This window comes from Maribacter polysiphoniae (assembly GCF_003148665.1).
GTDB lineage: Bacteria > Bacteroidota > Bacteroidia > Flavobacteriales > Flavobacteriaceae > Maribacter_A > Maribacter_A polysiphoniae.
This window is the reverse complement of the sequence record NZ_QGGQ01000013.1, coordinates 37,062-58,757: the sequence shown is the minus strand read 5'-3', so window position 1 is coordinate 58,757 and position 21,696 is coordinate 37,062. Positions and strand designations below refer to the sequence as shown.

Here is a 21,696-nt window from a genome sequence, read left to right as displayed (position 1 = left end):
ATCACCTTCTACAAACTAAAACTATTGAAATGACACGTATAAAGACCTCCTATAATCGACGATCTTTTATGAAGGTATCCGCCGCAGCCAGCGGAGGAATGCTCATAGGATTTAGCTGGCTCAATGGTTGTGTACCTGCCACATCGGACAAAAAAACAGGATTGGCCGTGCCCAAGGAATGGTTTGACATAAACGGCTATATAAAAATTGGGGATACGGGATTAGTGACCATCTATTCCCCCAATCCCGAAATAGGTCAAAATGTAAAGACCTCAATGCCGATGATCGTAGCGGAAGAATTGGACGTGCCCTGGGAAAATGTTATTGTGGAGCAAGCGCCCTTGAACACCGGGTTTTACCAAAACCAATTTGCCGGCGGTAGTCTTTCAATACGATTGAGTTGGAATGCACTTCGAATGGCCGGCGCCACAGGCAGGAGAATGTTGATGGAAGCGGCCGCCAAGGAATGGGGTTTAACGGTGGCAGACCTAACGGCCAAGGACGGACAAATCCTTGAAACAAATGGGGAACGTACCGTTTCTTATGGAGAAATAGCCTCAAAAGCCGTGGGTATTGAAATTCCAGAAGAAGTTGAACTCAAGCAAGTAAAGGATTTTAAACTGATCGGTACAAGTATTAAAAATGTTGATGGAAAGAAAATCATCACCGGGGAACCTTTATTTGGCCTCGATTTTAAGAGGGAAGGCATGAAAATCGCCATGATCCAACATCCTCCAGCATTCGGTATGACGGTGAAGGATTTTAATGCGGAAGAAATAAAAAAGATGCCTGGGGTGACCGATGCCTTTATCATAGACACGACCCTCGAAGAAGTGGGAATGTTCGATGAAAAAGGTTTTCTTCAGCTTATTGCCATTGTGGGTGAATCCACTTGGCCATTGATTCAGGCCAAAAAGGCCATCAAAGCCAATTGGGAAAACATTGGTGAATTAGAAGATTCCAGTTTGCATGTAGAGCGTTTGGAAAAAGCCCTTACTTCAGGCAAGGTTCAAGAAAGTCGAATAGATGGGAACCCGGATGCCGCTTTTAAAAAGGCAGCGAAAGTAATCGAGCGAACATATAGTGCCCCGTTTATTGCACATAATACCATGGAACCCATGAATTTCTTTGCCAACGTCACGGAAAATGCGGCCGAACTGATAGGTCCGACCCAAACCCCTGAGGCACTCGAAGGTTCCGTTGCAAAATTGCTCAACATGCCCCTTGAAAATATAACCGTGAACATGACACGAATCGGTGGAGGTTTTGGAAGAAGGCTTTATGTCAATTTCGGGGTTGAAGCGGCGGCTATCTCAAAAAAAATAGGGGCTCCCGTAAAACTTATATACACGAGGGAGGATGATATGTCACAAGGCACCTACCGCCCCACGTACCGTGCAAGGTATAAGGCTGGTCTCGACGAAAACAATAACCTGATCGCCTTTTCCGTAAAGGGTGCAGGGCTACCCGATGGACCTATATTCCCAAAACGTTTTCCGGCAGGTGCCGTTGAAAATTATAAGGCCGAAAAAATAGGAGGCGAAACCAATGTCACCACTGGGGCATGGCGTGCCCCAAGGTCGAATTTCACTGCTGGTGCAGAACAATCCTTCCTTGATGAGGTCGCCGAACTCGCAGGTAAGGATCCTATAGATTTTCGATTGGAATTGTTTGAGCGCGCAATAAACAACCCCGTAGGGGAAGAACATGATTATGAGGCCGAACGATATGCAGGCGTGTTGAAAATGGTTAAGGAAAAGTCAAATTGGGGCGAAAAGATACCAGGAGTGCACCGTGGGGTTGCCGCCTATTTTTGCCACTCTACCTATGTGGCCGAAGTGTTTGACATGGTTATGCTACACGGGCAACCAAAAATCAAAAAAGTGTGGTGCGCCGTTGATTGTGGTATCGTTGTAAATAAGGATGCCGCCAAAAATATGGTTGAAGGTGGCGTTATTGACGGCATCGGACATTCCATGTACAGTAAATTGACCTTTGCCAATGGCGCGGTCAGTGAAATGAATTTTGATAGATACCAATTGATACGTCATTCCCAAGTACCTGAGGAAATCGAAGTTTTCTTTGTTGAGAACGAAATAGCGCCCACGGGATTGGGCGAACCGGGTCTACCCCCAGCTATCGGGGCATTGGCCAATGCGATGTATAAGGCTACAGGGCAGCGGTATTATCACCAACCTTTTGCTACGGAACGACAGGTAATAGGTTAACAGAACATCCCTACTGAAGAACATTGGAATACAAAAAGGAGGGTAGTACACTACCCTCCTTTCTTTTTGGTAATCTTGGAATATATCCTATTCCAAAAAACTTTCCGCAAACCGCTCAAAATGACAGGTATACCCATTAGGATTTCGAACCAAATAATCTTGATGTTCGGGTTCTGCTGGCCAAAAAACCGTGAAAGGCTCTAAGGTTGTTACGACCCTTCCCTCCCATTTTTTAGAGGCATCGACAATAGCGATCATTTCCTCTGCTGTGTTTTTTTCCTCTTCATTTTGAATAAAAATGGCAGAACGATAACTCGACCCCAAATCATTTCCTTGCCTATCAACGGTCGTTGGATCATGCATCCTGAAAAAGTAATCTAAAAGCTCTTTGAATGAGGTAATGGAGGGATTGTAGGTAATTTCAATACCCTCGGCATGACCTGGATGGTTTTTATAGGTAGGATGTTCGTTTTCCCCTCCTATATATCCTACTTCAGTGTCCATTACTCCTGGGCGTGTTCTAAAGAGTTCTTCCATTCCCCAGAAACATCCACCCGCTATATATGCTTTTTTATAGTTGTTCATCAGTATTGAATTAAAAGTTGTGCAATATCACCTTTTGAAGAGCATTAGTCAATTTTAACCCCTAAAAATTACAGTATCGAATAATTAATTGTTGGATTTTCTTGCCAGTGTTTCATTGACCGCTTCGATAAGAAAATCCATTCGTTGGTCTTCTTATCAAGAATCTGATCAGGAACTACAGGATAACATAGAGCACCCTACTTTGTTCCTGGCCCATTCTGGTCGTTTGGCAAACCATTTCTGCATATTCAATTGTTCTTCATAGGGTTGCTTCAACAGGTTGAACAATTCATCCAAGAGGGAATAATCCCCTTTATCGGCTGCATCAATCGCCATTTGCGCCATATAATTCCGAAGTACGTATTTAGGGTTTACAGCATTCATTCCCGCAAGGCGTTCAACATCGTCTTTCTGCTCTATTTTTAAACGTTCGCTATATGCTAAAAACCAATTGTTCCATTGCAATTCGACTTCCCCCTTTATTTCATCCGGATTATAAAAAGCCTCCTTTACCAATTCCAAACCAGCAGTTGAACCATCTTTTTTAAAATCGGCAAGCAGTCTAAAGAAGATGGTCATATCGGTTTCGGAACGTTGCAATACATCCTCCAATTTATCCGCCAAATCCTGATCATGGGTATCCGTTTCATACAATCCCAACTTAGACCTCATCATGGTCAGATACGCTATTTTCAGCTTATCTTGATATTCTCCAAGAATGGCCTGTAAGGGCTCTACTTCTTCAATTAGTGGATATAAGGCATTTGCGAGTTTCAATAAGTTCCAAAGGACAACCTGTGGCTGTGTACCATATCTATAACGCTTATGGGCTTTATCGGTCGTATTGGGTGTCCATCCGTGGTCATACCCCTCCTGCCATCCATAAGGTCCATAATCAATGGTCAATCCTAAAATGGACATGTTATCGGTATTCATGACCCCATGTACAAAACCAACCCGTTGCCAGTGTATAACCATGTCCAAGCTTTTCATGGCCACTTCCTTAAAAAATGCCAGATAGGTTTCCTTGGAAGGGTTGCCCAAATATGAATAATGGTGTTTTATGGTAAAATCAGCTAATTCACGCAATGTTTCCACATCATCTTGGGCCGCCAATATCTCGAAATTCCCAAAGCGAATGAACGACGGTGCCACACGACATACGATGGCTCCTTTTTCATAAGCAGGATTACCATCATACATTACATCCCGCAAAACCTGATCCCCACTTAAAACAAGTGATAATGAACGGGTTGTAGGAACACCAAGATAATACATGGCCTCAGCACATAAATATTCCCTAATGGAAGATCGTAAAACAGCCAAACCATCAGCCGTTCTTGAATACGGGGTCTCCCCTGCGCCTTTTAGCTGTAGCGCCCAAGTTTTATCGTTATGTGCTACCTCAGCAAGATTGATGGCACGACCATCACCCAACTGTCCGGCCCAATTTCCAAACTGATGCCCCCCATAACACATGGCATAAGGTTGGGTTCCTTCCAGAACCATGGAACCAGAAAACACCCCTAAAAAATCTTTTGATGTGATCGATTCCGTGATTCCCAAAGCCTCGACCATTTCCGGGGAAACATGCACCAAGGAAGGGTTCGATGGTTTCTTGGGTGTTACATAGGAAAAACACGCTCCGCTCACCTGTCGCCTCGAATTCCCCATTATAGGGTCGGCAGGCAATTCCTTGTTGAATCTATCGGTAATATTGAGTTTCAGCGTCAAAAGCAATTCTTTAAGTTAGGTTATAAAGTTACAACCTTCCTTTTACATCCAAAGGTTGTACCCAGATTTGGGGTTTTAGGATTGTTTGGGTTATAACCAATGTTTACCCTAAGTGTACCAATGTTAATATAAGAAAAGTAATCATATATGGGAAATCAATAAACAAGGGTAAATTCCATTACTCTAGCAAATCGTTAATATTAAGTTAATAATTGATTGTTTCGAACCATTTAATCGACCAGTACATTGGGGAGTCAATATTATTCTTAATTTTAGCATACTTCCCTCTTTAACATCCCCCATAATATAATAGCACATGGAACAAGTAAGAAATCTTGAATGGGGAAAAAGTCAACAAAAAGGTGGTCAAGATTGGGATGACGTATTCAAAAGCCATAGGACGACTGGGCTTTCCGATTTCAATTTAGAATTTAAAATATCCACGGATACTATAGTGGCTAAGGTCTCATTCATAGCAAACAAGTCCACAAGGCGAATATGGATTTTTTGGGGTGATTTCGAATCGGACAAAATATCGGTTTATCATGGCCAGAATTTTACCCATTCGCCAGAATTTGGATTACCTGATTCCGTACCAAAAAGAACCTATGAAATATTTCATGTCTATGATGAGTCAATGGCTTGTCAGAAATTTCAAAAGAATATCACAGTAAGAATCCAAGATCATACCGGTCGTATCAGCCAATATTCAAAAACAATAGACTTAACCCCTTAAAGTTAAAGTACAATCGATCGGGAGTGACATATAGATAATAATGACACCTTATATAAGAAAATCGGGCATGGGATCCTTTCTCCTAAAAAAACACTTCCCTTTTTCCTTTTAAAAAAGTTGATAATTCTATTTTGATAAAGCGATTATATTAAAAAAAACATGGCGTTTTGAATGCCTTTTTTGATAACCGAATAATTTTGTAACCTAAGTTACACAGGGCCTTATTCATGATATTTGTCATGAAATAAGGCGATTTAAGTCTCTATTTTTGGTAAGATACTAATAGAAACAACACTATGGAGACTTTAACAGAAATCAAGAAAAGAGTATATCTATTTGGGGATAAAAAAGCTGATGGAAACAGTAAATTGAAAAACCTCTTGGGAGGAAAAGGAGCCAATTTGGCCGAAATGAGTGCCATTGGAATTCCAGTGCCTCCTGGATTTACGATAACCACTGAAGTATGTACGGAATATAATACCTTAGGGAAAGATAACGTCATAGAAGCATTGAAGGAAGACGTTCAAGAAGCCATTGCCGCTATTGAAAAAACAATGGGCACAAAATTTGGGGATTCCGAAAACCCACTTCTAATTTCTGTAAGGTCTGGTGCTAGGGTTTCTATGCCAGGTATGATGGACACCGTTCTTAACTTAGGGCTTAATGACGAGGCTGTTGTGGGATTGGTCAATAAAACCAATAATGCCAGATTCGCTTGGGACTCCTATCGAAGATTCATTCAAATGTATGGTGGTGTGGTTTTAGGTATGAAACCAAAGACCAAAGAAGATATAGATCCTTTTGAGGAGATCATGGAGCACCTCAAGGATAAAAGAAATATAGTGCTCGATACTGAATTCACCGTTCAAGATCTACAGGATTTGGTCTATGACTTTAAAGATGCTGTAAAAAAACAAACGGGACATGATTTCCCCACCGATCCTTGGGATCAGCTTTGGGGTGCCGTAATGGCCGTTTTTGATAGTTGGAATGGAGACCGCGCCATTTATTATCGAAAAATGCATGGTTATCCCAGTGATTGGGGAACCGCAGTCAACGTACAGGCCATGGTATTCGGTAACATGGGTAATAATTCAGGAACCGGGGTTTGCTTTACAAGGGATGCCGGTACGGGGGAAAACGTTTTCAATGGGGAATACTTGATTGATGCCCAGGGTGAAGATGTTGTTGCTGGGGTAAGAACCCCACAACAGATTACAAAATTGGGATCACAACGTTGGGCCCAACTAGCCAAGGTGGAAGAAGCCGAAAGGGCCGAAAATTATCCTTCCCTAGAAGAATTGATGCCTGCTATCTATTCAGAACTTAACGAGTACCAACACAAACTCGAAAAGCACTATTCCGATATGCAGGATATGGAGTTCACCATTCAAAATGGTAAGTTATGGATCTTGCAAACCCGTAATGGCAAGCGTACTGGAGCAGCCATGGTGAAAATCGCAATGGATCTGCTTAAAGAAGGGGCTATTGATGAAAAAGAGACCCTTTTACGCATAGAACCCAATAAATTGGATGAATTATTACACCCCGTATTTGATACTAAAGCCCTAAAAAGAGCCAACGTAATTGCCCAAGGTTTACCCGCTTCCCCAGGTGCGGCAACGGGTCAGATCGTTTTCTTTGCGGATGAGGCGAATAAGTTCAAGAATACGATCTTAACCCGTATCGAAACCTCTCCCGAAGACTTGGAAGGTATGAATATAGCCAAGGGTATCTTGACCGCTAGAGGAGGTATGACCTCCCATGCGGCCGTTGTTGCCCGTGGTATGGGTAAATGCTGTGTATCCGGTGCAGGAGCCTTGAAAATCGATTATAAGAATAGGGTCCTTAGGGTTGATGGTAAAGAATTCCATGAAGGGGACTGGATTTCCTTAAATGGATCCACAGGTAATATTATCGAAGGGAAGGTTGCCACAATGGAACCCGAACTGAGTGGGGAATTTGGTGAGATTATGAAACTCTCCGATAAATATCGCACCATGGAAGTGCGCACCAATGCCGATACACCAAAAGACGCTATTGCTGCACGAAACTTCGGAGCCCAGGGAATCGGACTAACCAGAACCGAACACATGTTCTTTGAAGTTGACCGTATCAAGGCCATGCGCGAAATGATATTGGCAGATACCGTAAAAGGAAGAAAACATGCCTTAGAAGAATTACTACCCATGCAACGGGATGATTTTGAGGGTATTTTTGAAGCCATGCAGGGACTTCCCGTTACCGTTCGTTTATTGGACCCACCGTTACACGAATTTGTACCCCATCAATTGGCTACACAAAAAGAATTGGCGGAAGACATGCATATCTCCTTAGCCTCGGTCAAAAACAAAGTGGCCGAACTCCAAGAGTTCAACCCCATGTTGGGACACAGGGGATGTAGACTGGGAAATACCTATCCTGAAATCACAGAAATGCAAACAAGGGCGATTATAGAAGCCGCCTTGAATTTGAAGGAAAGAGGTATTGTTGCCAAACCCGAAATAATGGTACCACTTGTAGGGGCTACCAATGAATTTGTAGAACAGAAGAAAATCATAACAGAAACGGCCAACAAGGTATTCAAGGAAAGAAATGATAGTATTGACTATTTAGTCGGTACCATGATTGAAATTCCACGTGCCGCACTATTGGCCGATAAGATTGCCGAGCATGCCGATTTCTTCTCCTTCGGAACCAACGATTTAACGCAGATGACCATGGGTTACTCCAGGGACGATGCCGGAAAATTCCTGAATGTTTATCTTGAAAAAGGAATATTGACCGAAGACCCCTTTGAAGTATTGGATCAAGAAGGTGTCGGACAATTGGTAATCATGGGTACCGAACGTGGCAGATCCACCAAACCCAATCTTAAGGTTGGTATTTGTGGCGAGCATGGCGGGGAACCCAGTTCTGTTGAGTTCTGTAATAAGACAGGTATGAACTATGTAAGCTGTTCCCCTTTTAGGGTGCCTATCGCCCGTTTGGCTGCCGCCCAAGCCGCTATTAGGGCCTAGATGTAGATTATATTCCCATTGGATTAGGAAGGCTTTGCTGAATAGCAAAGCCTTCCCTTATTATGGCCCCAAAGGGAAAAAAGGTTTTAAACACAACGATTTTAGTAGGATTAGAAGTGCTATCTTTGCCACATCATAAGCAACAAATACACTTTAAAGGCTTATTGTTTTAATTGATTTTGATCCATGTTTGACTTTTTTAAAAAGAAACAATTTCTTGTAGATTCATTAGAAGGGTTTATAGACATACACAACCATATCTTACCAGGTATCGATGATGGCTCCAAGAACGTTGGGGAATCCATTGACCTGATCAAAGGCTTTGCTGATTTCGGTGTCACGGACTTCATTGCCACACCACACATCATGCACAACTATTATTCGAATACCCCAGAGACCATAAAAGAGTCCCTCATGACGCTTAAAAACGGTTTACTGGAGCGTAAATTGAAAGAAGTCTCCATACAGGCAGCTGCAGAGCACATGATCGATGATAATTTTGAATCCATTTTGGAACGAGGGGAAGTCATGCCCCTTGGCGGCAATTACCTATTAGTGGAAATGTCGTATTTACAGGCTTCCATCAATTTTGGGCAGGCTTTGGAAAAAATACGGCAAAAAGGATATTTCGTAATCCTCGCCCATCCGGAAAGGTACCTTTATCTACACTCCCAACTGGGCCAGCATAAAGCCTACAAAAAACAGGGGGTGTTATATCAGTTGAATTTACTGTCCCTCAGTAAATACTACGGGAAGGAAGTCCAGCAAATGGCCATGAAATTATTGGGCAAGGGATTAATAGACTTTGCGGCAACCGATGTACATAACATACGGCAATTGAATAGTCTTAAGGAAGTACAGGTAGATACCAAAACATTGGATCTTATAAAACCTATACTCCTTAAAACCAATAATTCATTTTAGAAAGGTTGGAATTTCCACCATTTCTTGGTGGTTTTCCCGTAGCCTGTATGCGGGCGTTATCTTCCCTTACATTGATAGAACACCACGATTTTTAGATCCTAATACCTTGAATCGATGTATCCCCTCCCCTACCATCAATTGATAAGGGTCAAACCTTTTTACTACTTTTTCTCCACTATCATATAAATCAAAATCCATTATCCGGATAATGTCCCTAAAAGAGTTACACCTATTTCAACGTCCTGGATTAGGGAAGAGTTCAATATCTGACATTTCCGATTCCAATAGGTCTTAACCAAGGATGCTGCTGAATACAAAACCCTAGTCTATCAAATCTTTTAGTGGTGTTCTGATCGGAACCTGAAAACAAAAAGATAAGGACTATGTTTCACACTTGGTTTTAGCAAAACAAGAACGATAATGGGCGGTAGCAATTGCAATATAACCGCTTATTGAAAAGGAAATACCTAAAAATTTATCACTACATCACCAAACAGTGTGTAGGGTGCAACGCCCCCGCCTCGATTTGGTTCACATAGCCTGAAAAATAAGAATAAACTACCGGTCCCAGCCGGGCTTGTATTGGCTCTAATTCCGAGCCCCTTACCTTGGCCATTATTATGTTAATTTGTTGGTTGTTGAATAAATTGAACCCATACATGTCTAGATCTACATCAACCAAAGTGAGGCTCATAACTCCATCTTGGGGATTACCCAAATAAGACCATACTATTCCGTGCTCTAGTAATGATGGCCGAGACTACCAAGAACGTACAATTATTGAAAAAGTAATCATAAATATCGAGTTTTCATGTACCATGTCTAAGAAGGAAGCAATCGCGATATCCGCTTTGGCGAAACTTCAAACATGTGGTATTTCTATGTTCATCTAATAATGAAAGAGATATATTCCAACACCAAGGGTAGAAACCTTAATCCATTACGTATGATTTAAATCATCGATCATCTAAGACCAGCGGTTTATCTTAGTACTTTAAAAGAACAACCAGGATGATCGTATTTGTTTTTGGTTTGCCAGGCTCGGGAAAAAGTTATTTTGCTTCAAGACTCGCAAAAATGATACATGCCAGTTATGTGAATAGCGATAGGGTAAGAAAGGAACTATTTGGGCAGAGCATATATTCCCATCAGGAGAAAAAAATGGTTTATGATACCATGCTCAACAAAACGAAAGAAGCATTGGCCACTGGTGAAAATCTGGTACTTGATGCCACATTCCATAAAAAAGAAACCAGGGATACTTTCATAAAGCAATTATCAGGGCAGGGTAGGTTTTTTTTTATTGGCATACATTCGATCGAAAGTACGATCAGGAAGCGATTAAAAAAAAACAGACCTTACAGCGAAGCTGATTTTGAAGTGTATAAACTGATCCAGCATCAATGGGAACCGTTTACAGAGCAACATTTGAAGTTGGAATCCACGAACAACATTGAAGAAATGTTGGTTAAAGCCGCACAGTACATAGGTTGGAAGCATGATACAGGAACAGATAAATAGCTTGCTTTTAGACGGTGAATTTCCAGAAGTTTCAATAGAAAGGGAATTGATCGAGACACATATATCATGGGTGTTTCTTTGCCATACATTCGTTTACAAAATCAAAAAGCCCATTACATATTCATTTCTCGATTTTTCTACCCTTGAAAAGCGGAAAGAATATTGCAAAAGGGAAATTAAATTGAACAAGCGGCTCACTGATGGCATTTATCTGGATGTGGTTCCGATTCATCGATTGGATGATCATTATAAAATTGGGGGAAATGCGGGAACGGTAATCGACTACGCCGTAAGAATGCTCAAAATGGATAGGACCAAACAAATGGACAGGCTTTTGATCCAAAAAAAAGTAACCAAATCCCATATTCAAAATCTGGCCCATAAAATTGCCGTTTTTCATGGGAATACTGATATAATCCATCAAAAAGATGTACTGGATATTCAGGATAAATTTAACGATTTGGAAGCGGAAAAAGCGTATTTGGCCACACAACCCAATGGCAGCCTATATGCAAAAATTATTGGCAGTGACATAAAAGTATCCGATTATTTTTTAACGGGAAACAAGGATTTGTTGACAGCAAGGCTCAAGGCTGGTTTCGTTAGGGATTGCCATGGGGACCTTCATTCCAGGAATATTTTCTTATTACCGTCTCCCCAACCTTTCGATTGTATTGAATTCAATGATGATTACAGGCAAATCGATGTTTTGAACGAAGTGGCCTTTTTATGTATGGATCTCGATGCATTTGGAGAAAAAGGACTTTCCAACCTATTTCTTGAATATTACAATCAATTATTTCCCACAATCAAATCTTTGGAAGAACACCATCTCTTTGTTTATTACAAGGCCTACCGGGCCAATGTGCGGGCAAAGGTCAACAGTTTGCGGGCTAAGAGTGCTGTAAACGAAAAAGAAAGAACAACAACATTATCCGAAGTTCATAAGTACCTTCGGTTGATGGAAAGTTATTTAAACACCCTTAGCCTATGATAATTCGTTTTTTTAAGCCCTTCTGGAAATATGGAAGTTGCTTGGGAGTATTAAACGATACTCTTTTGACTTATTTATATTAGTGAATTCCCATATTGGGAACAACCCACATCCCAATAGAATTGTTATTTAGGTTAAAACTCCATTTTTTGTGTTTATACTTCTGTTTTGATTACATTTTCTTTCTCGCCGCAAACACATAAATGAATTCATACACCTGGTGTGCCTGCATATCCTCAAGTCCTTCCGGATCCAAATCAATAGGGCTTCCATCAAGTGTATTGTAACAGGCGAACACCTTTTTATAATACAAATGTTCCAACCAGGTAGATTCCTTATATTCCCGTTCATCCAAAATAAGGATTTTTCCACCTTTTTTAGTTACCCGGATCATTTCCTTCAGCGCACTTTTTGTATCGGAGAATCCATTAAATGCCCCGTAATTTGTACAAATATCAAAGGTGTCGGATTCAAAGGGAAGATTGGTGGCGTCCGCTAGAATAAAATCTGTGGGAGCCTTCAATTTACCCATTAAATCCCTTCCTTGCACAATCATACCTGCCGAAAGATCAACCGCCGTATAATCAGCATTCAAATCCATATAACCACGTCTGGCAAGTGCTTGGCCACTACCACTGGCAATATCCAGCATTTTTATTCTTTTATCCGACGTCAAAAATTCTTTTAAAAAATCTTCATGAACGGAAAAGATGTTTTTTTTGGGTTTAAATTTGCGAATTGAAACGATGATTTTTATGGGTATGGCCAACCAAAGTAAATGTGCATATCGCTTTTGTTTTGCGAATATGAAAACAAAAATCACCAAAGCTGCCAATAATAGGATATCTGCGATCGAAAAGGTTTCAATACCCCGAAATGCAATCCAATCGATCAAATTGTACATAAGGGAAATAAAGGTAAACACCAGCAAGAAATATACGACCCAATATTTCACGGATATTTTTATTGGTCGAACCGGAAGCATAAAGAAAGGGTTCCAAAAATTATAGAACCAGGCCATATATTTATACACCTTATCCCTAAGCCCCTTATCTGATATGGCAAGGGCATCTTCGTCATAAAGCTTGGGCATGCCATTTACACAGGAATATTGCTTTCCGCATGCACTACACTCCCAATAGGTTTGATAACGATCTGTAATACTGTTTTTCTTACAAGAAGGGCAAATCACTTTGGATTCGATCATTATGGATAATTTAAATTTTGGTTTTTCAATCAGAATGAAACCTTATCTACCGTAAGCTTCCATTTGGCAATTAAAAGGTATATGTTGGTCTTTTATTAAGGGGAACACCGGTAGTTGTATCAAATAAGGCCATCACCACAAGTGCTAATAAAATCGATTTAACGGATATTCAAGATTCCAATAATTGTTTTTACACTATTAAATTTATACAAATAAAATAATAGGACAAATCCTAATTGATATATGCTAAATAAAATCCGTTAAGAGACGTCTTTTACCAATCGCCACTACATGGGGCTCGAGTCCTGAAAATGAAACGCACAAAAATGGGTTGAAAGGAAATGCCCAAAGTAAACCCTTGTATAAATGCCAAAAAAGCATCCCTTAAATTGAATGACAGGAATCTTGGCATTTACAGGTATGGACTCATCTAAGGTCGCACAAATGTACAACAGCCTTCCCTAAATCTCCTGGTAACTTTGACCACTGTACTACAGCTTCAGGCTGCCCCAGTTAAAAATAAAATGTAGCTGATTTCCAATCCGATCCACGGCGGGCTTATAGCCTAAACTAAAGCATCCTTATTGTAAATGGGGTAATTGTATTCACAATCCAGAACATCGTATGGTTCTAAAGCCATGGATTAAGGCAAATCTTCCAGATATCACCGCTTCGTACACACACCAATTAAAGCTTTTGGTTTGGATTAAAATTTCCACCATTTCTTTGTGGTCTTGCCATAGCCATAGCCATATTTACCTCCATAACCCAAATTAGAATCTTTTACACCATTAACGATGAAGGATAATCCATTGAGTTTTCCTTCTTTATGAAGCTTAAGAGGATATTCCAAAACTTTCAATTCAGTCATCCCTGCCCTGGCCACATAGAGGATTTGATCGGCATATTCACTGATCAATAGGGTGTCGGTGACCACCATCAAAGGTGCTGTATCAACGATAATATAATCATAGCGATCATTAACTTCGTCGAGCAATTCTTTCATACGCCCATTCATCAAAAGTTCGGCAGGGTTAGGCGGTATTTTACCGGAATAAACGACGTCAACCGTTTGCTCATGGGCCAACATGGGAGAAATAATATCACTACTTCCCAAGGTATGGTCCACTAAATATTCGGTTAGTCCTTTGTTCTCGATATTTCTTGTAGGTTTCCCTAATTTATCGACGTTTTTCCCTGAATAGAACTGATAGATTTTCGGGTTTCGAATATCTGCCCCAATGAGTAGGACTTTCTTATTGGTATTAGCAAATATCATGGCCAAATTGGAAGCTATCAAGGTTTTACCTTCCCCTGAAACACTGGAGGTAACATAAATGATAGTACTCTTATAGTCTTTTTTCTTCTTTGATTTTATAATATAATCGAGATTGGTCCGTAAGATGCGTAAAGATTCTGCCAAAACCGTACGCTCGCCAAGTTTCACCAAGGAATTCTCTTTTTTGGAAAGACTAGGTAATTCCGCCAAGACTGGAATATCACCCACCATCTTTTCCAATCCAACTTTATTTTGCACTTTATTATCCAAAAGATTTTTAACATATATTACTGCATAGGGAACCAATAATCCAAAAATTAATGAGGCCAACATTATTATTCGCTTTTTTGGAGAAACCGGCAATGGACTTACCAAATAAGCGCTATCTATGATTTTTGATTTTGGAGAAGCAGAAGCAAAGGTAATTTGCGCTTCCTCACGCTTTTGTAATAAATATAAGTAAAGCGATTCAGTAGTTTGTTGTTGTCGTGTGATATCCCGAAGTGCCCTTTCGTTACGCGGTGCTGAATAGATTCTGGAATTAATGCGAGACATCTGGCTACTTAAACTATTCACCTGCATCCCCAAATTGTTGGTCACACTATTTAAACTGGACTGCATACTCCGCTTAAGTCCTGCCAATTGTTGATCCAAATTTACGATAATCGGGTTTTTCTCATTGGAACTTTCCAACAAACGTTTTCGTTCCAAGGCCAGTTCATTATATCTTGCGGTAGTATTGGCAATAGAAGCGTCGGCCAATCCAATATTGGAAGGTAATAGATCATACCCTTCTTGGGAATCTATGATATCCTTCATGGAGGAAGCAATATCCAATTGCACGGAGGCGTTTTGCAGCTCCTGTTGATTGGCCGCGCCGATATTTACATTCATATTAGTCTGGGTGGCTATATCCGCAATTCCCCTACCTTGCTTAAAATCCTCCTCACTTTGGTCAACAGCGGACAGGCTACCGTAAATATTTGCTATTCTATCATTAATGAAATTCGAGGTCCTATTCGCAATGGCTTTTTTGTCATCAACAGCATTTTGATTATATTTTTCGATCAACGTATTAATGATGTCACGACCTCTATCAATTATAGGGTCTTCCAATGATATTGAAAGAATTTTTGACTTTTCGCTTTCTACTGAAACCTGTATTTTTTGATACAATTGTCCGGCAGCCACGGAAATAGGTATAACAGAAACCTTATATTTTCTACCGACATAGGATTCAATACCTGACATATTGGGAGTGATGATAATATCCCCTATTGGGGAAGAAATATTTTTGCCGAAAGAAAATATTTTTGCCGGTGTATCCTGGTCCTCAGCATATTCAAAGGAGGTGTCAGAGAATAAGGTTATGAAAAAAGACACACTTGAACTTTGCAATATGGAATCAGGAGCAGCAAAATTTATATTAAAAGGCTTATTGCTGTATAATTCCGAATCTTTGATTTTACCCAAAGCAATAACTTTAGTATTCAGTTCCAACTCTTTTACTAATTCAATAAGATGGGACCTAGATTTTAATATCTCGATTTCATCCTGTATAAAATTGCCACCCCCACCTAAAATATCCAAATCCCTAAATACATCAAGTTCTGAGTTGGAGTTTTGATCTTCTAATATTTGAATTTTAGCGTTTAATGCATATTGTGGAATGGAATACCTTATATTAAAGTATCCATAAAGCAATGCAATCAATACAGCAACTACAAACCACTTCCAATTTTTTAAATAAGGTTTCAACAAATCATTATAGTCCATATTCCCTTGGGAAAGTATTGTTTTTTTTGCCATTCGTAATTTTAATTTTGGATTATAGCCGGGTTATAATCAATACTGTGGAAGTAATCAATACCGAAGCAATAGAAATTGCAATATTTGCCCTATTATCCAAAGAAGAAGCGGTTATTCCCGATTTATTAGGCTCCACATAAACCACATCATTCTGTGTTAAGTAAAATACGGGGGATTTCACCATATTCTTGGATGTTAAATCGATTCGATTATACACCTTGGTTCCATTAAAATCACGAATGACCAACACATTTTGACGAACTCCACGTATGGTCAAGTCCCCAGCAAGGCCCAACGCCTCCAAAATGGTGATTTGTTCCCCATTGACCGGGTAGGTTCCAGGAGTCCTTACCTCCCCCAATATAGTTACGGTAAAATTACGCAGTCGAATATTGATGATGGGGTCCTTTAAATAATCCGAAAGGCGTTCTCGTAAAAGCGTACGCAATTCATCCGGCGATAAACCTTCGATCTTTAATTTCCCGATTACCGGAAAATCAATCTCCCCGGCCTGATCCACCAAATAATCCACCTGTTCCGCCTGGAATCCACCTTCAGCCCGCCCCCTGAACAAATTAAAAGGGGCACTGGCCTCAGGGTTAAGGGAAGATACATGTATCGATACCAAATCATCTACCTTGAATTTTGATACAAAATCATTGTTATTCACCAAGGTCTCAAAATTTCCGGTGTCCTGAAAATATACCACCTCTTTTCGTGAGGCACAGGAGGTAACCAATGCAATACCCAAAAATAAAATTATAGATCGAACGTAAATCTTCATATTATCAAACAATATTGGTTTATATAGTGCAAGTATACTAAAAAATTAGGAGTGTAAAACCTTGAGGTTGCTTTTAGAGGGTTCCTTTTCCGCTTTGGTTTTGTCATGCTTACACAAATCGGAATTATTGGAAATGTATTCAGGTACGATCTCTTTCATTAACTTCACCGTATTTCCATTAAAGAACATATTGTTGACACAAAGCTCATCGATTTTGGTTCGCACAAAATTATAGTCCAATTCCCTGACCTTACCGATCATGATCTTCTTATGGTAGGTGGGTATCGTATTCTCTCCATTGGCCAATAACTCCTCATACAACTTTTCCCCCGGTCGCAGCCCTGTTACTTTAATATCAATATCCTCTGGGTACCGCAATCCGGATAGTTTGATCATATTTTTGGCCAGATCAAAAATCTTAACCGATTCGCCCATATCAAAAATGAATATTTCACCTCCTTCGCCCATGGCTCCCGCTTCCAAGACCAATTGCGATGCTTCAGGAATGGTCATAAAATACCGAGTGATATCTTTATGGGTAACCGTTAAAGGGCCTCCATTTTCAATTTGCTTTTTAAACAAAGGTATAACAGAACCATTGGAACCGAGAACGTTTCCGAAACGGGTGGTTATGAATTTGGTTTTACGCTGCTGTTGCATACAACTGATGTACATCTCGGCAATTCGTTTGGTGGCCCCCATAACATTGGTGGGATTCACTGCCTTATCCGTGGAAACAAAAACGAATTTATCTATGTTATGGACTAAAGATAAATCCACAATGGCCTTGGTGCCGGCAATATTGATTTTTATGGCCTCATAAGAGTTATACTCCATCAACGGCACGTGCTTATAGGCCGCTGCATGAAAAACAAGGTTCGGTTTATACTCCTGGAAAATATTGTTCATTCTATTCTTGTCCCGAATATCAGCAACGATTGGCATGTAATTCACATACCCACTCTGTTTTAATTCTTGCTGCAAATCATAAAGTGCCGATTCTGCCTGATCCACGATGATCAAAGATTTGTATTTATACTTACACAATTGACGCACTATCTCACTTCCGATTGATCCAGCCCCTCCACTAACCAAGATGACCTTGTCCTTAACTTCATTACTGATTTTTGAATTAATGATGTCAATGGGCGGCCTGTTCAGTAGATCTTCTATTTGAATCTGTTTAATTTGAGACGCCTTCAACTCCCCATTGATCCAATCTTCCACGGGAGGGACTATCTTAACCACAACAGGAAAATCCACCAATCCTTCAACCAATTCCTTTAGCCTTTGGGCTTCAATTTTTTGAATACAAAAAACAACCTCGGAAATATCCTTTTTTAGAATAAAACTTTCCGTTAAAACTTCTGGCCCATAAACACAGACTCCATTGATTACTTTTCCTATTTTATTAATGTCATTATCAATATAACCTACAACCTTGGTATTACTTTTAGCATGATTGGTGATGGCATCATACGTCAAAATCCCCGATTGCCCTGCCCCGTAGATAAGTATCTTTTTACTTGACTTAAATTCATTGGATAAACTGGCGTACAATGATTTGAAAATATAACGGGATGCTGTAAGTGCAACAAAGCTAATTAAACTATGGATGATGATAATGGACAAGGGAATGGTAAAGTTATCAACCAATTCAAACTGCCTATTTCCTATAATCAGAAAAATGGCAATGATACTTGACAAGCAGATAGCATTGAATAGGTTATACACATCGCGTACCCCTGTATGGCGAACTACCCCTTTGTAAGACCCTATGATCAAAAAAGAAATCAATGCAATTGCAACAACAACAGGTAATTGCACCAAAAGTTTATTGACATCAAAATCAAAGGTTAAGTTAAACCGAATAAAATAAGATAATAAAAACGATAGTGCAACAACAACCAAATCAATGGCTAAAACCAACCATTTGGACGCGTATCTTTGGACACTATTGACTAAGTAATTTTGTATCATGATAGGGCAAATTTTATAATACGTACTATTCTCTTTAAATCTTCTTCCAATAAGTTAGAGCCACTCGGCAAACAAAGTCCTCTATTGAATAAATCTTCCGAAGTGCCATCAGTATAATTAGGGGAATCCTTAAAAACCGGCTGTAAATGCATGGGTTTCCATAAGGGTCTCGATTCAATATTCCCATCCCAAAGTGCCAATCGTATTTGCTCCCGGATGTCATACGATGGTGTCAAAATACAGGATAACCAACGATTGGAAAAATAACCTTCAGGTTCCTTTAAAAACTCAATTTCAGGAATAGCATTCAAATGATCAAGATAAAACTGATGGTTCAACCTTCGCGCCCCCACTCTATCGTCCAACACTTCCATCTGTCCTCTTCCAATGCCTGCCAATACATTACTCATTCTATAATTATGTCCGATTTCCGAGTGTTGGTAATGTACGGCGTTGTCCCGTGCTTGGGTGGCCAAATGAATCGCTTTATCAATAGTATCCTTATTTTTGGAAACCATGGCCCCACCACCGGATGTGGTAATAATTTTATTTCCATTAAAAGAAAGCACCGCAATATCACCAAACGTCCCACATTTCCCTCCTTTAAAGGTACTCCCTAACGCCTCTGCACTATCTTCCAGGATGGGAATGTCGTATTTTTCCGCAATTTCATGGACTTCCTTCACTTTATACGGCATACCATATAAATGAACGGACACTATTGCCTTCGGTTTTTTACCGTGTTGAATTCGATCCTTAATGGCCGTTTCCAAAAGCTCAGGGGAAATATTCCAAGTCTCCCTTTCACTATCTATAAAAATTGGAATAGCACCTAAATATACAATAGGATTGGCCGAAGCCGAAAAGGTAAAGGATTGGCATAAAACCTCATCATCCCTACCCACACCCAACAATTGCAATCCCAAATGCAAGGCTGCGGTACCCGAACTCAAGACGGCCACATGGCTGTCTTGCCCCAAATAACTTTGTATGTCCAATTCAAATCCGGTTACATTCGGACCCAAAGGAGCAATCCAATTGGTATCAAAGGCCTCTTTTACGTAATCCTGTTCCGTACCTCCCATATGGGGGGAAGAAAGCCAAATCTTGTCTTGTAAAGTCGTTTTCAATGATATGTCTAAATTTAGTGAATCAACAAAAGTCGATGTATAACTTGCTTCGAGAAATGATCGACATCACTTATAATCGAATATCTGAGTTCATTTGTCTCAAAGCAAAATTTCTGTGAAATTAAATATAAAATTACTTCTTAAATCGAAGTTCTTGGAATTTTGTTACCATATTTCGGTAAAGGTGTTGATAAACTCGGTTTAATGCCAAAAATAGCCTTTTAATACATGACGACTAATCTTTTTACCTCAAATACCAAAGTGATAGCCATGCACTATTTATCGACAACTTGCTACAATTCTTCGATTTTATTGAATACTTCATGCATTTTATTACAAAATACGATTTTTCACATGTTATTTATTACGTACTTTGTATTTAATTTTTAAATGAGACAATGAAAATATTAGTTACCGGAGCAGCTGGCTTCATCGGTTTTCATACGGCCAACAAATTGATTGAACAAGGACATGAAGTTATCGGATTGGACAATATCAATGATTATTACGACATAGGATTGAAATTTGGACGTCTCGAAGAATTAGGGGTAAGTAAAGAATATGCAGAAAAGTTCGATACACTTGTAGAAAGTAAAAAATACCAGGGAAGGTTTAAATTTATTAGAATGAACCTTGAAGATAAGGCTGCACTGCCTAAACTCTTTAGTACGGAAAACTTTGATGTGGTTTGTAATTTAGCGGCACAGGCCGGGGTTCGATACAGTCTTGAGAATCCGGAAGCTTATATTGACAGTAATGTAGTGGGTTTTTTAAATATTCTGGAGTGTTGTCGCCATCACAACATTAAACATCTAGTATATGCCAGTAGTTCAAGTGTATACGGGATGAACACCAAAATACCCTTTGAAACTTCGGATAATGTGGATCATCCTATTAGTTTATATGCCGCTACCAAAAAAAGCAATGAATTGATGGCACATACCTATAGCCATCTATATGGCTTCCCGACCACAGGCCTACGTTTTTTTACGGTTTATGGTCCTTGGGGCAGACCGGATATGGCCCTATTCCTATTTACGGATGCCATGATAAAAGGGAAACCCATCAAGGTTTTCAACAAAGGGGTAATGGAACGTGACTTTACCTATATCGATGATATTGTTGAGGGCGTGGTGCGTATTATAGAAAAAAGTACTAAAAAAAGAACAGCGAACCAAGAACTTTATAAACTCTATAATATTGGAAATAATACATCGGTAAAATTATTGGATTTTATAGAAGCCATAGAACAGAGTTTGGGCCTTACCGCCAAAAAAGTAATGCTCCCTATGCAACCGGGGGATGTTGCTAAAACCTGGGCCAATGTTGATGACTTGATTCGGGATTACGACTACCATCCCAATACACCCATAACAAAAGGGATCGATAGTTTCGTTGCTTGGTATAAAAAGTATTATAAAATCCCAAATTAAGCTTTAGACTAGATTTCAGGTTCTTTTCAATACCGATTCGAAGTATAGGCGATTATAAGCTATGTCATTTCGAAAAAGGAACGACTGAGAAATCACATTACGGCAATCAAAAACCCAAAAATCATATTATAGTTGAATATCGGGATGTGATTCCCCATATGCATTCGGAATGACTTCTCCGTCATTTCGAAAGAGGAACGACTGAGAAATCACATTACGGTGAGCGAAAAACCAATAACCCTCCTTTTATAATCAAGATGTGATTCCCCATATAGCCTGTCCTGAGTCATTCGACTTCGCTCAAGATAAACTCGTCGAAGGTTTCAGAATGA

General features: G+C 39.8%; 15 protein-coding genes. 7 read left to right on the top strand and 8 right to left on the bottom strand.

Annotated elements, in window-relative coordinates; translation table 11 throughout:
* The first annotated feature begins 29 nt into the window (after positions 1-29).
* Positions 30-2,228, top strand: coding sequence for a xanthine dehydrogenase family protein molybdopterin-binding subunit (locus LX92_RS19545; RefSeq protein WP_109654237.1), 2,199 nt, complete (start codon positions 30-32; stop codon positions 2,226-2,228).
* 87 nt (positions 2,229-2,315) lie between these two features.
* On the opposite strand, the gene msrA is transcribed toward LX92_RS19545, so the two are convergent.
* Complete coding sequence (gene msrA, locus LX92_RS19540; protein WP_109654235.1) at positions 2,316-2,813, bottom strand: peptide-methionine (S)-S-oxide reductase MsrA; 498 nt, start codon at positions 2,811-2,813, stop codon at positions 2,316-2,318.
* Between the two features lie 168 nt (positions 2,814-2,981).
* Entirely contained in the window at positions 2,982-4,541 is a 1,560-nt protein-coding gene (locus LX92_RS19535) for a protein adenylyltransferase SelO (RefSeq protein ID WP_109654452.1), read from the bottom strand.
* 322 nt (positions 4,542-4,863) lie between these two features.
* Between LX92_RS19535 and LX92_RS19530 the strand changes: the two genes are divergently transcribed.
* The 3 genes from LX92_RS19530 (at position 4,864) to LX92_RS19520 (ending at position 9,227) form a co-directional block, all read left to right on the top strand.
* Entirely contained in the window at positions 4,864-5,283 is a 420-nt protein-coding gene (locus tag LX92_RS19530; RefSeq protein ID WP_109654233.1) for a hypothetical protein, read from the top strand.
* A gap of 296 nt (positions 5,284-5,579) precedes the next feature.
* Positions 5,580-8,303, top strand: coding sequence for a pyruvate, phosphate dikinase (gene ppdK, locus LX92_RS19525; protein ID WP_109654230.1), 2,724 nt, complete (start codon positions 5,580-5,582; stop codon positions 8,301-8,303).
* Positions 8,304-8,489: 186 nt separating this feature from the next.
* Positions 8,490-9,227, top strand: a complete 738-nt coding sequence (locus LX92_RS19520; protein ID WP_109654228.1) for a tyrosine-protein phosphatase — start codon at positions 8,490-8,492, stop codon at positions 9,225-9,227.
* A gap of 481 nt (positions 9,228-9,708) precedes the next feature.
* Here LX92_RS19520 and LX92_RS22515 read toward each other — a convergent pair whose 3' ends face one another.
* Positions 9,709-9,921 carry a hypothetical protein gene (locus LX92_RS22515; protein ID WP_109654226.1) on the bottom strand — a complete coding sequence of 71 codons (213 nt, stop codon included), beginning with the start codon at positions 9,919-9,921 and terminating at the stop codon, positions 9,709-9,711.
* Between the two features lie 317 nt (positions 9,922-10,238).
* Between LX92_RS22515 and LX92_RS19510 the strand changes: the two genes are divergently transcribed.
* Positions 10,239-10,748 (top strand): AAA family ATPase, encoded by a 510-nt coding sequence (locus LX92_RS19510; protein WP_109654224.1) that lies wholly within the window; start codon positions 10,239-10,241, stop codon positions 10,746-10,748.
* Positions 10,726-11,742 carry a hypothetical protein gene (locus LX92_RS19505; protein WP_109654222.1) on the top strand — a complete coding sequence of 339 codons (1,017 nt, stop codon included), beginning with the start codon at positions 10,726-10,728 and terminating at the stop codon, positions 11,740-11,742. Before LX92_RS19510 ends, LX92_RS19505 begins: the two co-directional genes overlap by 23 nt.
* A gap of 172 nt (positions 11,743-11,914) precedes the next feature.
* Here LX92_RS19505 and LX92_RS19500 read toward each other — a convergent pair whose 3' ends face one another.
* The 5 genes from LX92_RS19500 to LX92_RS19480 form a co-directional block, all read right to left on the bottom strand.
* Positions 11,915-12,949 carry a class I SAM-dependent methyltransferase gene (locus LX92_RS19500; protein WP_109654220.1) on the bottom strand — a complete coding sequence of 345 codons (1,035 nt, stop codon included), beginning with the start codon at positions 12,947-12,949 and terminating at the stop codon, positions 11,915-11,917.
* A 706-nt stretch (positions 12,950-13,655) separates the two neighbouring features.
* A complete protein-coding gene (locus LX92_RS19495) occupies positions 13,656-16,037 on the bottom strand; it encodes a GumC family protein (RefSeq protein ID WP_109654218.1) in 2,382 nt (793 codons plus the stop codon).
* Positions 16,038-16,056: 19 nt separating this feature from the next.
* Positions 16,057-16,821, bottom strand: coding sequence for a polysaccharide biosynthesis/export family protein (locus tag LX92_RS19490; RefSeq protein ID WP_109654216.1), 765 nt, complete (start codon positions 16,819-16,821; stop codon positions 16,057-16,059).
* 45 nt (positions 16,822-16,866) lie between these two features.
* Complete coding sequence (locus tag LX92_RS19485) at positions 16,867-18,801, bottom strand: polysaccharide biosynthesis protein (protein WP_109654214.1); 1,935 nt, start codon at positions 18,799-18,801, stop codon at positions 16,867-16,869.
* Positions 18,798-19,886 (bottom strand): DegT/DnrJ/EryC1/StrS family aminotransferase, encoded by a 1,089-nt coding sequence (locus LX92_RS19480; protein WP_109654213.1) that lies wholly within the window; start codon positions 19,884-19,886, stop codon positions 18,798-18,800. The genes LX92_RS19485 and LX92_RS19480 overlap by 4 nt, the downstream gene beginning before the upstream one ends.
* Before the next feature lie 443 nt (positions 19,887-20,329).
* On the opposite strand from LX92_RS19480, the gene LX92_RS19475 reads away from it, so the two are divergent.
* Complete coding sequence (locus LX92_RS19475; RefSeq protein ID WP_109654211.1) at positions 20,330-21,364, top strand: NAD-dependent epimerase; 1,035 nt, start codon at positions 20,330-20,332, stop codon at positions 21,362-21,364.
* The last annotated feature ends 332 nt before the right edge of the window (positions 21,365-21,696 follow it).